The organism is Salipiger sp. H15, assembly GCF_040409955.1.
Lineage (GTDB): Bacteria > Pseudomonadota > Alphaproteobacteria > Rhodobacterales > Rhodobacteraceae > Salipiger.
In genome coordinates, this window is the sequence record NZ_CP123384.1 from 1,931,595 (window position 1) to 1,943,945 (window position 12,351).

General features: G+C 68.5%; 14 protein-coding genes, 1 tRNA gene and 1 pseudogene. 12 read left to right on the forward strand and 4 right to left on the reverse strand.

Annotated features, from left to right (window positions below; translation table 11 throughout):
* Positions 1-17: 17 nt before the first annotated feature.
* Complete coding sequence (locus PVT71_RS09450) at positions 18-383, forward strand: hypothetical protein (protein WP_353471533.1); 366 nt, start codon at positions 18-20, stop codon at positions 381-383.
* Here the strand turns inward: PVT71_RS09450 and PVT71_RS09455 are convergent.
* Both PVT71_RS09455 and PVT71_RS09460 read right to left on the reverse strand, forming a co-directional pair.
* Positions 362-1,096 carry an NUDIX hydrolase gene (locus PVT71_RS09455; RefSeq protein WP_353471534.1) on the reverse strand — a complete coding sequence of 245 codons (735 nt, stop codon included), beginning with the start codon at positions 1,094-1,096 and terminating at the stop codon, positions 362-364. The two genes, PVT71_RS09450 and PVT71_RS09455, sit on opposite strands and share 22 nt — an antisense overlap.
* Before the next feature lie 52 nt (positions 1,097-1,148).
* Positions 1,149-1,529: a DUF983 domain-containing protein gene (locus PVT71_RS09460; protein ID WP_353471535.1), complete on the reverse strand. Its 381-nt coding sequence runs from the start codon at positions 1,527-1,529 to the stop codon at positions 1,149-1,151.
* A 259-nt stretch (positions 1,530-1,788) separates the two neighbouring features.
* On the opposite strand from PVT71_RS09460, the gene PVT71_RS09465 reads away from it, so the two are divergent.
* From PVT71_RS09465 to PVT71_RS09480, 4 genes are all read left to right on the forward strand, one after another.
* Positions 1,789-2,472 (forward strand): EF-hand domain-containing protein, encoded by a 684-nt coding sequence (locus PVT71_RS09465; RefSeq protein ID WP_353471536.1) that lies wholly within the window; start codon positions 1,789-1,791, stop codon positions 2,470-2,472.
* 81 nt (positions 2,473-2,553) lie between these two features.
* A complete protein-coding gene (locus PVT71_RS09470; protein WP_353471537.1) occupies positions 2,554-3,138 on the forward strand; it encodes an RNA polymerase sigma factor in 585 nt (194 codons plus the stop codon).
* Positions 3,125-3,502 (forward strand): hypothetical protein, encoded by a 378-nt coding sequence (locus PVT71_RS09475; protein WP_353471538.1) that lies wholly within the window; start codon positions 3,125-3,127, stop codon positions 3,500-3,502. The genes PVT71_RS09470 and PVT71_RS09475 overlap by 14 nt, the downstream gene beginning before the upstream one ends.
* Before the next feature lie 2 nt (positions 3,503-3,504).
* Positions 3,505-4,047, forward strand: coding sequence for a periplasmic heavy metal sensor (locus tag PVT71_RS09480; protein WP_353471539.1), 543 nt, complete (start codon positions 3,505-3,507; stop codon positions 4,045-4,047).
* On the opposite strand, the gene PVT71_RS09485 is transcribed toward PVT71_RS09480, so the two are convergent.
* A complete protein-coding gene (locus PVT71_RS09485) occupies positions 3,975-5,498 on the reverse strand; it encodes a diguanylate cyclase (RefSeq protein ID WP_353471540.1) in 1,524 nt (507 codons plus the stop codon). The genes PVT71_RS09480 and PVT71_RS09485 overlap by 73 nt on opposite strands.
* Positions 5,499-5,756: 258 nt before the next feature.
* Here PVT71_RS09485 and PVT71_RS09490 point away from each other — a divergent pair, with 258 nt between their 5' ends.
* From PVT71_RS09490 to PVT71_RS09520, 7 genes and pseudogenes are all read left to right on the forward strand, one after another.
* Positions 5,757-6,038: a DUF3572 domain-containing protein gene (locus tag PVT71_RS09490; RefSeq protein WP_353471541.1), complete on the forward strand. Its 282-nt coding sequence runs from the start codon at positions 5,757-5,759 to the stop codon at positions 6,036-6,038.
* Positions 6,035-6,745 (forward strand): HAD family hydrolase, encoded by a 711-nt coding sequence (locus PVT71_RS09495; RefSeq protein ID WP_353471542.1) that lies wholly within the window; start codon positions 6,035-6,037, stop codon positions 6,743-6,745. Before PVT71_RS09490 ends, PVT71_RS09495 begins: the two co-directional genes overlap by 4 nt.
* Before the next feature lie 237 nt (positions 6,746-6,982).
* On the forward strand, positions 6,983-7,609 hold the full coding sequence (locus tag PVT71_RS09500) for a heme NO-binding domain-containing protein (RefSeq protein ID WP_353471543.1): 627 nt from the start codon (positions 6,983-6,985) through the stop codon (positions 7,607-7,609).
* Positions 7,606-8,670: a GGDEF domain-containing protein gene (locus tag PVT71_RS09505; protein WP_353471544.1), complete on the forward strand. Its 1,065-nt coding sequence runs from the start codon at positions 7,606-7,608 to the stop codon at positions 8,668-8,670. Before PVT71_RS09500 ends, PVT71_RS09505 begins: the two co-directional genes overlap by 4 nt.
* 76 nt (positions 8,671-8,746) lie before the next feature.
* A tRNA-Gln gene (locus PVT71_RS09510) sits at positions 8,747-8,821 on the forward strand.
* Positions 8,822-9,503: 682 nt separating this feature from the next.
* Positions 9,504-10,021: pseudogene (locus PVT71_RS09515) on the forward strand (DDE-type integrase/transposase/recombinase); the annotation flags it as partial.
* Between the two features lie 67 nt (positions 10,022-10,088).
* Positions 10,089-10,846, forward strand: a protein-coding gene (locus tag PVT71_RS09520; RefSeq protein ID WP_353471545.1) for an IS5 family transposase whose coding sequence is annotated in 2 segments (ribosomal slippage) — positions 10,089-10,410 and positions 10,410-10,846 — 759 coding nt in all. Because the reading frame shifts where the segments join, the coding sequence is not laid out codon by codon here.
* Positions 10,847-11,607: 761 nt separating this feature from the next.
* Here the strand turns inward: PVT71_RS09520 and PVT71_RS09525 are convergent.
* The gene (locus tag PVT71_RS09525) at positions 11,608-12,309 is read right to left on the reverse strand and encodes a hypothetical protein (protein WP_353471546.1); all 702 of its coding nucleotides are present in this window, start codon (positions 12,307-12,309) and stop codon (positions 11,608-11,610) included.
* Positions 12,310-12,351: the final 42 nt, after the last annotated feature.

Consider the following 12,351-nt stretch of genomic DNA (forward strand, 5'->3'; position numbering starts at 1 on the left):
TGCCCGAGGTTCGCGCCATGGATCAGGACCCCAAGATCGGCGCGCGGCTGATGCCGCTCTTCGAAAGCCGCCTCGGCCTCGGCAAGGGCGGGTTCGAGGCGCGGGCCAGGCGCGCGGCCAACCAGTTGCCGCGATGGGCGCGGCGCGACCTGCGCGCGCTGCGCGACGCGCAGGGCATGGCCGGGCATCCCAAGCTTGCCATGCGGCTCGACATGGCCGAACTCGACCGCGCCGAGGCGCGCGTCGCCCGCCATCTCGAGACGATCGACGTGAAGGCGCGGCGCAGCCACCGGCGGCTCGGCGTGCTGGCGGGGCTGATGTTCAACCTCCTGCTGCTCGCCGCGCTGCTGGCCGGGGCCTATTACCTCCTGATCCGCAGCTGACGCTTCGGGCGCGTCTCGTCGGGCGCGCCGGGGGCGCGGCCGTTGAGGCGCAGGAAGAGGCTTTCCTCGTCGTCGTTGCGGAAGAAGGGCACCGAGCTCGGGGCGCGGCGGTCGGTGACCCGCGCGGCGATCTCGGCCAGCACCACCTCGGTGATGAAGGGCAGATCGAAGCTGCGCACCTCGTCGAGCGGCACCCATTGCAGGTGCGACAGCTCGTCCGAGGCGGCGGAGAAATCGTCCGGGTCGCTCTTCAGCGCCTCGGCGTCGACGAGGAAGAAGCGCGCGTCGAAGCGGCGCGGGCGGCCCGGCGGGGTGATCGCGCGGAAGACGAACTGCAGCGCCGAGGCGTCGGGGCGGTGGCCGGTCTCGGCGAAACTTTCCCAGCCCTCGGGCGCGCCCGGCCACTTGCCGGGCCAGCCGAGCACCTGCCCGGTCTCTTCCCAGAGCTCGCGGATCGCCGCGGCGGCCAGCGCGTTGGCGCGGTCCGTGGGTGCGTCCTCGGCCAGCCGCGTCGCGCAGACCGCGGGCAGGGGGGCGGCGAGCTTCACCTCGGCGTCGGCCTCGTCGACGGCGCCGCCGGGGAAGACGAACTTGTTGGGCATGAAGGCCGCCCCCGCGCCGCGCTGGCCCATCAGGATGCTCGGCCGGCTGTCACGGTCGCGCAGCACGATCACCGTGGCTGCGTCGCGGATGGCGGTCTTGTCGGTGCTCATGCGCATTCCCCTGCGTCTTGTGATGCCTCGCGGGGAGCGTGTCCGGGTGGGCTCAGCGGCTGCGCGCGAAGCCGTGCATCTCGCGTGCCCACTGGAAGCCCACGATTGCCCCCTTCAGTCGCGGCAGAAGGTAGAGGGAAAGTCCGATGCAGCCAACAAGGAAGATGGTGACGAGGATCAGCGGCTCGGGCCGCCAGGTGGTGAACACCCAGAGCAGCGCCGGCGCCATGATGTGCCCGACGATGAGGATCGTCAGGTAGGCGGGGCCGTCGTCGGCGCGGTGGTGGTGCAGCTCCTCCCGGCAGACCGGGCAATGGTCGCGCACCTTGAGATAGGAGCGCAGGATCGGCCCGTTGCCGCAGTTGGGACAGCGGCCGCGGAAGCCGCGCCAGACGGCGGGCCAGGTTTCGCGCTCCGGCGACAGGTCGGACATGGGGTGTACCTTAGAAGTCATGCGCCCAAGGTGGCGCAAGCCCGCGCCCAATTAAAGAGGACAGAGCGGCGCAGCGGCGTGATGTCGCAAAGGCGCGTGTTGCATGCAGCTTTGCGGGCTTGGCGGGGGCTGCCGCGCGGGCCGCGGAAAAAAATATCGCGGTCCGGCGACGGAAGTTTCCGCGCCGCGCGTGGAAGCTTGTGATCGGACGGCGAGGATGCCGCCGGCAAGACCAGCGATGAATGAGGAGATCGCAGCGATGAAACGCATGACCAAACTGATGACCGGCGCCGCGCTCGTGGTTCTGGGCACGGCGAGCCTTGCCCTTGCTGCAACCGACACCGCTCCGGCGGCGCCCCGGGCCGATCGCCCGGCGCCCATGGCGCGGATGTTCGAGCAGTTCGACGCCGACGGCAACGGCTCGATCAGCCGCGAGGAATTCGAAGGGCACGGCCCCGCCGCGGGCTTTGCCGAGGCCTTTGCCAAGGCCGATGCCGACGGCAACGGGCTGCTCGAGGGCGACGAGCTGATCGCCTTCGCCGATGCCCGGCAGGCGGCGCGCGAGGCGGAGCGGCTGGCGATGCGCAAGGCGCGCATGCAGGAGCGGATGCTCGAGCGCTTCGACGCGGACAAGGACGGCAAGCTCACCCTCGAGGAGATGCAGGCGCAGGGGCCGATGGGCTTCTTCGACCGCTTCGACGCGGATGATGACGGGCAGGTGACGGCGGACGAGCTGGCCGCGGCGCGGCCGATGCGGCAGGATCGGCGCGACATGGACATGGGCCAGCGCGGCGACCGGATGATGCGCCACGACGGCGGCGACCGCCCGTGGCACGGCGACCGCGACCATGACCACGACCGCGACGGCCGGGGCTTCAAGCGCGGACCGCAGGACGGCGAAGGCCCGCGCGGCGGCGGCATGATGGACTTCTGGCAATACTGAAGGCCCGAGGGCCGGGCCGCTTCGCGCGGCCCGGTTCTTGCGCGGCCCGGCCCTTCGGGCTAGCGCAGGGGAATGGACCGGATGCCCTATGACGCGATGAGCACGGAAAGCGACGAGACGTTGCTCGCGGCCTATGCCGCGGGCGACCAGGCCGCGGCGCGGGCGCTTGTCGGGCGGCTGGGTCCGCGCGCCTTCGGCCATGCCGTGCGGATGCTCGGCGACCGGGCCGAGGCGGAGGACGTGGCGCAGGAGGCGCTGCTGCGGCTCTGGCGCGCGGCGCCGGGCTGGCGCGAGGGCGAGGCCAAGGTCTCGACATGGCTCTACCGGGTGGTGTCGAACCTCTGCATCGACCGGATGCGCCGGCGGCGCGGCGGCACGGTGGACCTTGGCGAGATCGCCGAGCCCGCCGATCCCGCCCCGGGTGCCGAGGCCGCGATGCAGGGGCGCGCCCGCGAGGGGGCGCTGCAGGAAGCACTCGACGCGCTGCCCGAGCGGCAGCGGCAGGCTGTGGTGCTGAGGCATCTCGAGGGGCTGTCCAACCCCGAGATCGCCGGGATCATGGACTTGGGCGTGCGGGCCGTGGAAAGTCTCACGGCGCGCGGACGCAAGGCGCTGGAGGCCCTGCTGTCAGGGCGGCGCGCAGAGCTGGGGTATGACGATGACTGATCAGCGCAGGACGGAAGAGGGGAGCCTTGCCTCCCTGTTCGAAGCGGAGCGGCAGGATGCGCCGCTGCCGTCGGGCGACTGGATGGCCCGGATGGAGGCGCTGGCGCTCGCCGAGCAGCCCGCCCCGCGTCGCGCGCCGCTGCCCGCACCGGCGCCGCGCCGCGCCGGATGGCGCGAGGCGCTGCGGGCCTTCGGCGGCTGGCCGGCGCTGGCCGGGCTTGCCGCGGCCTGCGCGGCCGGGGTCTGGATCGGTGTCGCCTCGCCCGAGATGATGACCACGCTGCTCTCCTCCGACGGCAGCAGCCTCTCGCTCTCGGCCGTCGATCCGGCGAGCGGCTTCGATTACGCGATGTTGGGACTTTGACCATGACGAACGACGCTTCCCAAACGCCGGACCAGGGGCCCGTGGCCCCGAAGGCGGGACGCTCGCCGCTCTGGATGCGCGGGCTGCTGCTGGCCTCGCTGGCGCTGAACCTCGGCGTGGCCGGGGTGGTGGCGGGCGGGCTGCTGCGCCACGGCGGCCCCGAGCATGGCGGCCCGCCGCGCGGGCGCGACTTCATCACCCCCTACACGCAGGCCTTCTCGCAGGACGAGCGGCGCGAGCTGGGGCGCAAGCTCTTCAGTTCCTTCGAGGGTCGGCAGGGCGAGCGGCCGCGGCCGAACCCGTTCAGCTCGTACCGCGGCACGCTGGACCTGCTCCGCGCCGAGCCCTTCGACAGCGCTGCTTTCGCGGAGGTGCTGACCGCGCAGGACGCCCGCGCCGCCGAGCGGCAGAAGGTGGGCCAGCAGGTGCTGGTCGACTACGTGTCCTCGATGACGCCCGAGGCGCGTGCCGCCTACGCCGACCGGCTCGAGCTGGAGCTCGACGAGCTGGCACGCCGCCTGCCGCGCAAGCCGCCGCGGGACTGATCCGCGGCCGCGGGCTCCGGCCCCTCGTCGCCGGACCGCGCGGCAAGCTCCGCAGCGGGCTGCGGCGGAAGCACGGCCGGGTCCGACAGGTGCGCCCGGTTGCGCCCGGCCTTCTTGGCCGCGTAGAGCGCGGCATCGGCCCGGCGCAGGGCGGTCTCGACCGTTTCCATCCCCGGGGCGATCACGGTGAGACCGATGCTGATCGTCGGGGCGGCGGTGCGCCGCCCGCCGAGACCGTCGGGCAGCCGCAGCGACTGCCGGGCCACGGCATCGCAGAGCGCATGGGCGCGGTTCCGCGCGGCCTCGGGCCCGGTGTCGGCCAGCGCGATGAGGAACTCCTCCCCGCCGAGCCGGGCGACGAGATCGCAGTCGCGCAGGCCGCGCGACAGGGTCTGCGCCGTGGTGGTCAGCACGTGGTCTCCCACCGAATGCCCCCAGAGGTCGTTGACCTGCTTGAAGTGGTCGAGATCGGCGACCAGCAGCGCCAGCGGCCGGCCGAGCCGCGCCGCCTGCTGCGCCATGCGCGCGAGCTGGGGCAGGGCGTAGCGCCGGTTGTAGAGCCCGGTGAGCGGGTCGATCACCGCCGCCCGCAGTCCGGTGCGCAACGCCGCGCGGTGGCGGTCGGCGCGCCGGGCGAGGTTGACCAGCCGCGGCAGCCGCAGCTCGAGCTCCAGCGGATCCGCGCCGTTGCGCAGCAGGTCGTCGGCGCCGAGGTCGAGGGCGCGGGCGGCGATCTCGTCCTGGCCGGGAGCGGTGACATAGACCAGCGCGGCGCGGCGCTGCGCGCGGGCCGTGCGCAGCTGGGCGAGCAGCGCGAGGCCGCTGCCCGGAGCCGCGCCGGTGTCGACCAGCACCACCACCTCGGCCGCGGGGGCGGCGTGGTGCAGCAGGCGCCCGGGCTCGGTGATCTGGACCTGCGCGCCGAGCCCGATCCGCAGCCGCGCCGCAAGGCCGCCGGGGTCGAGCGCCGGGTCCAGCGAGATCATCGCGACGCGCGCCGGGCGCTGGAATCCGCGCGGCGATTCGGACAGCCCGAGCGCGCGCTTGGTGTCGTCGCGCAGGCGCAGCTCGTCCTGGGCGTGGCTGCGGCCCATCAGGCTGCGCAGGCGGGCGAGCAGCAGGATGTCCTCGACCTGCCGGGCGATCACGTCATCCGCCCCGACGGCGAGCAGCGCGAGCCGCTCGTCCTGCCGGTCCTCCTCGCTCAGCAGCACCAGCGGCGTTTCGGCATGGTCCGGCAGCGCGCGCAGCCGGGTGCAGAAGCTGCTGCTGCACATGTCCGGAAGATCGGCGGCGGCGATCACGAGGTCGGGGCAGCGGTCGGCGATCAGCCGCAGCGCCTCGGCGCCGCTGTCCGCGGCGGCCACCCGGTAAAAGGCCGAGGTCAGCCGCGCGCGCAGCAGGATGCGCTGGCCGGCGGTGCCTTCGACGATGAGGATGCGTCCTGCCATGTGTCCTTCCGCACTGGGGCCTTCACGAGGGGCTGTTCATCAGGGATCTTTGAACAGGTGTCTTTGTTCAGGCGTCTTTGTTCAGGGGTCTTCAATCAGGGGTCTTCCACCCCGGGAGGGTCCGGGCTGGGGTGTCCGGGTCGGGGCTTCCGCAACGGGCCCGCCGCGGGGTCGCCGCGCGGGCTTGCATCCGTTTCGTCGCTCAGTCTTTATGAAAATCAGTTAAGAAAGCCTTTCTAATTGCAGGGAGTCGCAAAGATGATCGGGCGTGACGAGGCGGAGTTGATCGGGTTGCAGGCCACGGCCTGGCTGGCCGCGAACGACGAGCTGCTTCCGGTCTTCCTCGGCGCCACCGGCGCCTCGGGGGACGATTTCCGCACGGGCCTGTCGGACCCGGGCTTCCAGGGCGCGGTGCTCGATTTCCTGCTGATGGACGACGCCTGGGTGCGCGGCTTCTGCGACACGGCGGGGCTGGCCTACGACCTGCCGTTCCAGGCGCGCCAGCACCTGCCCGGCGGCGGCGAGGTGCACTGGACATGAGCCCGGTCCTGCGCGCCGACGCGGTACTGTTCGACAAGGACGGCACGCTCTTCGATTTCACCCGCACCTGGGGCGCCTGGGCGCAAGAGGTCATGCACGACCTTGCCGGCGGCGACGCGGCGCTGGTCGCGGCCATGGCGCGCGAGCTGCGCTTCGACCTCGCGACCGGGAGCTTCCTCAAGGACAGCCCGGTGATCGCCGGCACCAGCCGCGAGGCGGCGGACTGCCTGGCCCGCGGCCTCGGCAGGGCGGATTCGGCGGCGCTCGAGGGCTACCTCTCCGAGGCGGCCGCGCGCGCGCCGCTCGCCGAGGCAGTGCCGCTGGCGCCGCTGCTCGACGCGCTGCGCGGCGCGGGGCTGCGGCTCGGCGTGATGACCAACGACAACGAGGCCGTGGCGCTCGCGCACCTGCGCCAGGCGGGGGTCGGCGATCGGTTCGACTTCGTCGCGGGCTTCGACAGCGGCCATGGCGCCAAGCCCTCGCCGGCGCCGCTGCTGGCCTTCGCCGAGGCGCTCGGCCTGCCGCCGGGGCGGGTGGTCATGGTCGGCGACAGCACCCACGACCTGCAGGCCGGGCGTGCGGCGGGGATGATGACCGTCGCCGTGCTGACCGGCCTGGCCGGAGCGGAGGAGCTGCGTCCCCTCGCCGATGCGGTGCTGCCCGACATCGGCCACCTGCCGGACTGGTTGTCGGCGGTGCCGGCCTGAGCGCGGGCGCCGCTCCATTCCCTCGCCCCTTGCGGAAATCTTAACCCCCGTGCCCTAGCCTGGCACGAGGGCGCCGCGGGCTGCCCGGGAAGGAGATGCCATGCGCAGCGGGATTTCGAGGAACAGGCGTGTCGCGGCGCGGGTCGTCCCCGGGGGTGCCGCCCCGATGGCCGGCTCGGCGGCGGGACCCTGATGGGGTGCGGCGGATAGGGCGGGGCGCCCGGCGTGGAGCGGCGGATGCACGGACTGGTCGCGCGCACCCTGCAGGGCTTCGTGCTGGATACCTATGGGCGGGAGTGCTGGGACAGGATCGCCGAGGCCGCCCGGCTCGACTTGCCGGGATTCGAGGCGATGCTCGACTACGAGGCGCAGCTCATCGGCCGCGTGCTGGCGACCGCAGAGGCAGAGCTGCACAAGCCCCGCGCCGCCATGCTCGAGGACATCGGCACCTACCTGATGACCCATCCCCACAACGAACGCCTGCGGCGGCTCATGCGCTACGGCGGCGAGGATTTCATCGACTTCCTGCACTCGCTCGAGGAACTGCCCGGACGGGCGCGGCTCGCGGTCCCCGATCTCGACCTGCCGCCGCTCGAGTTGACCGAGGCTGCACCGCGCCGCTTCTCGCTGCTCTGCCGCTGCGGCGGGCCGACGCGCCGGGGTTATTCCCATGTGCTGGCGGGGGTGCTGAGGGCGATGGCGGACGATTACGGCGCGCTGATCCTGCTCGACCTCGACCTCGACCCCGACCAGGGCGACGGGCCGGCGGGAGCCGAGCTGATCCGGATCACGGTGATCGAGACGGCCTATGCCGAGGGTCGGAGCTTCGATCTCGGGGCGCATGGCGCGGGGCGGCGGAAATGACACCGCTGGTCCTGCCGCAGGCGACGCTCGACGCGCTCTGCCCGATGCACGCGCGCATCGACGCCGAGGGCAGGGTGCAGGCGCTGGGTCCGACGCTGCAGCGGGTGCTCGGCACGCGCGACGGCGGCGGGCGCCCCCTTTCCGAGGTCTTCGAGATCTTCCGGCCGCGCCTTGTCACCGACCTGCCGGACCTGCTGAACCTCGCGGGGCGGCGGCTGCAGCTGCGGCTCGCGGGGCGGGGCGGCGACACGCTGCGCGGGCTTGCCCAGCCGGACGCCTCCGGCGGCGCGGTGCTCGACCTTTCCTTCGGCATCGGCATCGTCGAGGCGGTGCGGGACCACGCGCTTACCAGCAGCGATTTCTCCCCCACCGACCTTGCCATCGACATGCTCTATCTCGTCGAGGCCAAGTCCGCCGCGATGGACGCGTCGCGCCGGCTGAACCGCCGCCTGCAGGGCGCGATGCTCGCCGCCGAGGAGCGCGCCTATACCGACCCGCTCACCGGGCTACGCAACCGCCGCGCGGTCACCCAGGCCCTCGCCGGGCTGCTCCGGCGCGACGCGGCCTTCGCGCTGATGCACGTGGACCTCGATTTCTTCAAGCAGGTCAACGACACGCTCGGCCATGGCGCCGGCGACCGTGTGCTGGAAACCGTGGCCCGGATCATGCTCGAGCTCACCCGGCGCGAGGACACGGTGGCGCGGATCGGCGGCGACGAGTTCGTGATCCTGCTCGTCGGCCTGACCGAGCGCGGGCGGCTGGCCGATCTGGCAAGGCGACTCATCGCGCGGCTCGAGGCGCCGATTCCCCTCCGCGTCGCGACGCCGGAGCCGGCCCGCGTTTCGGCGAGCATCGGCATCGCGGTGCGCGCCGCGGGAGACGCGGTCTCGGCGCGCGGGGCCGAGACGCTGCTCGAGGACTCCGACCGCGCGCTCTACGCCGCCAAGCGCGCCGGGCGCGGGCGCTACGCCTTTCACGCCCCCTCGGCGGTCGCCGGAGCCTCGGATCGCAGGCCGGGCGCGGCGGTCCGGGAGGACCCTGAAGAGGGTTCCGCAAGGTGATGGGAAAAACTCCGAGATTTTTTCCGGAAGGGGGGTTGCGCCCTCCCGAAGGCTGGCGTAAATCCCGCGGCACGGTTGGGGCGTAGCCAAGTGGTAAGGCACCGGTTTTTGGTACCGCGCACCGTAGGTTCGAATCCTACCGCCCCAGCCAATATCTCCTAACATACCGAAGTTACGAGACTTCCGGCCCGAGAGCGGTAGAAATGCCCCCGTAAGTGCCCCACCTATCGCCCCCTGTTTTGCTGACAGCTTCCCGCATGCGCTGAGCATGATGACGGGGTTATATGGCGTGCAAGCTCGGGCGGTACTTTGGTCCGTCAGGCAGGAGGATGGAGGGGGAAGATTACCTAAGGGAAATAGGTATTAGTAATGGATAACCTAGTAAGCATGAGAAGGAAGACGACCCCCTAGGAAGAAGACCCCCTAGGAGGATGATGTATCTACCTTACCTCCCCTACCTCTGGTGATAGGTAGCCTGCCGCAACGTCATGGTGATGTGGGTAAGTCAGGGTGGTAAGGCTAATAGGTATTAGTAATGGATAAAGAAAGTAGTATTCGCCTCCTGTATGTGGATAATTATTAAGTTAAAATAATTACTTAGATGGTACTTTAAGCTCTCCTCCAGGTTCCTACATAGACCCTACCTGATCCTGACGAAGAGGACCCATGCCCCAGATCGAAGACCCTCGAAATTCACGCCCCCTCGATGTTCATCGTTGGTCTGACCACCCCGAGGTGAAGGGGTTGGTGGATGACCTCTGGGAGGGAGGTTTGAAGGAGCACTTCGAAAGCAAGACGAATGGGAAGAGCAAGCCGAGAGTTTCGCCTTCCGGCGCTCTAGCATGCTCTGGGTCAGCGATTTCACCTACGTCGTTACCTGGAGAGGCTTCGTCTATGTGGCTTTCGTGATCGACGCCTACGCACGCCGGATCGTGGGCTGGTGGGCGAGCTAAACAGCCCACGCAGGGTTCGTCTTGGATGCCCTCGGTCTGTTCACGATTGACGCCCGGTCAAGGTTGCGGCGCTCGTCCACCATTCCGACCGCGGGTTCAAATACCTGTCTATTCGCTACACCGAGCGGTTGGGCGAGGCCGGCATCGAACCATCCATGGGGAGCTTCGGTGACAGCTACGACAACGCTCTCGCCGAGACTATCAACGGGCTCTTCAAGGCCGAATTCTTCCATCGCCGCGGGCCCTCGGGCAACTTCGACGCCGTTGAGTATGCCACCCTCGAATGGGTCGACCGCCTCAATGACCGCCACCTTCTCGCACCGATCGGGAGCATCCCGCCGGCGGAAGCAGAGGCAAACTCCTACGCCGCTCTGGAAACTGAAGACATGGCCGCGTAACTAGGGTCAGGATGCATTGATTTCGCTCGAACAGCATGATTCACGGCTTCGAAAACGGAGCGGTGACATGAGCGATCTCTTCTGGCTGACCGACGCGCAGATGGCACGCCTGGCCCCTTTCTTCCCCAAGCCTCATGGTAAGCCTCGGGTCGATGATAGACGGGTTTTGAGTGGGATTATCTTCATCAATCGCAATGGCTTGCGTTGGCGAGATGCGCCGATTGAGTATGGTCCGCACAAGACGCTTTACAGCCGGTGGAAGCGGTGGAGCGAGAAAGGCATCTTCGCGCGGATGATGGCAGGTCTGGCCGCTGAGCACGGCGAAGAGAAGACCGTGATGATCGACGCGACATATCTCAAGGCCCATCGAACGGCGACCAGCATGGCCGCAAAAAAGGGGGGCGCGGTCGCCTGATCGGTCGAACCAAAGGCGGCATGAACACCAAGCTGCACGCCATCTGCGACAGTCAGGGGCGACCGATCGACTTGTTCGTCACCGCCGGACAGGTCAGCGATTACATCGGCGCGCGCGCGTTGCTCAGCGGCCTACCAAACGTCAAATGGCTGATCGGGGATCGTGGCTATGACGCTGATTGGTTCAGAGAAGCGCTGCAGAACAAAGGGATACGCGCCTGTATCCCAGGCCGAAAGAAACGCAAAAAGCCGGTCAAATACGACAAACGCCGATACAAGCGGCGCAATCGCATCGAGATCATGTTCGGAAGGCTCAAGGACTGGAGGCGTGTGGCCACCCGATATGACCGGTGCCCGAAGGTCTTCCTTTCGGCCGTCGCCCTAGCCGCCCTCGTCATCTACTGGTTATGAATCCTGACCCTAGGTAATCTCCCCCCCTCCATCCTCCTGCCTGACGGACCAAAGTACCGCCCGAGCTTGCACGCCATATAACCCCGTCATCATGCTCAGCGCATGCGGGAAGCTGTCAGCAAAACAGGGGGCGGAAAGTGGGGCACTTACGGGGGCATTTCTACCGCCCTCGGGCCGGAAGTCTCGTAACTTCGGTATGTTAGGAGATATTGGCTGGGGCGGTAGGAAACCCAGCCTTCCGATACTCTTCTTCGGCTTACGTCCTGAGAGCCGCGGAGTGGGGCATTTCTGGGGGCTTTCGGTCCAGGTGGGGGCATTCCAGGAGGATGTCGACGTGGCTCTGTGCGGGCCTCTCTGGGGCTCTGGTGGGTAGGAAGTGACAGGCAAAAAAATAGGGGATGAGACCCCCGCCCGAACACCCATGAGGATGCCCGGACGGGGAGAGGTTCAGAGGGTGGTTAGCGGGGTCATGCGGCCCTGGACTGAGGGTGTCCGCCGATGGGGTTCACAGATGCCGGTCGGAAGGGGATGATCTCCGCTCCTGTTGCCTGCTGACAGAAGCCAGCCATCTCGTAAAAGATGACCTGCTTCCGGGCTCGGGTGATGGCCATTTAGAGGAGCCGCTTGTGGTCCCTGGGAGAGAGCCAAGAGGGGCGCTTCAGGACCGAGGCTGTGTCGATGTACACGGTGTCTACCGAGCGTCCTTGGCTCTTATGCACGGTGGAGAGGGCTGAGAGCTCGAAGCTGTTGATGCTGTCCAGTCAGTCGAGGATGCGGGCGGCGTCGGCGTGGGGAAGATAGTCGGTGTGGTGGAGGTGGCGGATGTGCTCCTCTAGTTCTTTCAGCTGCTGGTCGCCCTCTACGATGAAAGCTTCTCGCTCAGTCTCCCGGAATGTGAGCCTGTAGCCGGAGATGGCTAGCGTTCGGTTGTGACTGACGCAGGTCGGAACGTCGGGCAGGTAATTTTTGTCAGCCTGCACCGAACTTACCGTAAACTGCTCGCCATTGAGAAAATGCCCATCCGTTTGCTTGCTTACCACAGCATCACCGGCAGCAAGGCGACTGTGCCCGGCACTACGCAGCTTTTTCCGCATCCGTCGCAGGTAGTCGTTCTGCGAGGAGACCGCCAGAAGGCTTTCGTGGTTACGGTACCCATCAGTGAGGCGCGCTATCCACTCATTGCCTGAGGCGACCCGTACGCTCGGAAAGGAGTAGAGCATGGGCAGCTCTCCGTCAGGGTCGTACTCAATCGCATGACGCAACAGTTCGCCAAGCCGGAATATGTCGCTGTCTTCGGGAAAGCGTATGCTTCTTCTTAGCGTGATGGTCTCGAAGCCCTGATCCATGATCACTTCGCGGTCGCTAACGGGCGGCACCTGAAGGTGATCCCCGCTGTAGACGACAGGAAGGTCGAATGCATGCGCGTAGTCCTCGATGGCGCGGAACAGGAATGAGCCAACCATCGAGAACTCATCGACGATTATTATGTCCGCACGCGAGAAGGG

Bases quoted from the DNA above. Each gene is read 5' to 3' on its own strand.
- PVT71_RS09450 (WP_353471533.1), top strand. From the start codon at position 18: ATGGATCAGGACCCCAAGATCGGCGCGCGGCTGATGCCGCTCTTCGAA.
- PVT71_RS09455 (WP_353471534.1), bottom strand. From the start codon at position 1,096: ATGAGCACCGACAAGACCGCCATCCGCGACGCAGCCACGGTGATCGTG.
- PVT71_RS09460 (WP_353471535.1), bottom strand. From the start codon at position 1,529: ATGTCCGACCTGTCGCCGGAGCGCGAAACCTGGCCCGCCGTCTGGCGC.
- PVT71_RS09465 (WP_353471536.1), top strand. From the start codon at position 1,789: ATGAAACGCATGACCAAACTGATGACCGGCGCCGCGCTCGTGGTTCTG.
- PVT71_RS09470 (WP_353471537.1), top strand. From the start codon at position 2,554: ATGCCCTATGACGCGATGAGCACGGAAAGCGACGAGACGTTGCTCGCG.
- PVT71_RS09475 (WP_353471538.1), top strand. From the start codon at position 3,125: ATGACGATGACTGATCAGCGCAGGACGGAAGAGGGGAGCCTTGCCTCC.
- PVT71_RS09480 (WP_353471539.1), top strand. From the start codon at position 3,505: ATGACGAACGACGCTTCCCAAACGCCGGACCAGGGGCCCGTGGCCCCG.
- PVT71_RS09485 (WP_353471540.1), bottom strand. From the start codon at position 5,498: ATGGCAGGACGCATCCTCATCGTCGAAGGCACCGCCGGCCAGCGCATC.
- PVT71_RS09490 (WP_353471541.1), top strand. From the start codon at position 5,757: ATGATCGGGCGTGACGAGGCGGAGTTGATCGGGTTGCAGGCCACGGCC.
- PVT71_RS09495 (WP_353471542.1), top strand. From the start codon at position 6,035: ATGAGCCCGGTCCTGCGCGCCGACGCGGTACTGTTCGACAAGGACGGC.
- PVT71_RS09500 (WP_353471543.1), top strand. From the start codon at position 6,983: ATGCACGGACTGGTCGCGCGCACCCTGCAGGGCTTCGTGCTGGATACC.
- PVT71_RS09505 (WP_353471544.1), top strand. From the start codon at position 7,606: ATGACACCGCTGGTCCTGCCGCAGGCGACGCTCGACGCGCTCTGCCCG.
- PVT71_RS09525 (WP_353471546.1), bottom strand. From the start codon at position 12,309: ATGGTTGGCTCATTCCTGTTCCGCGCCATCGAGGACTACGCGCATGCA.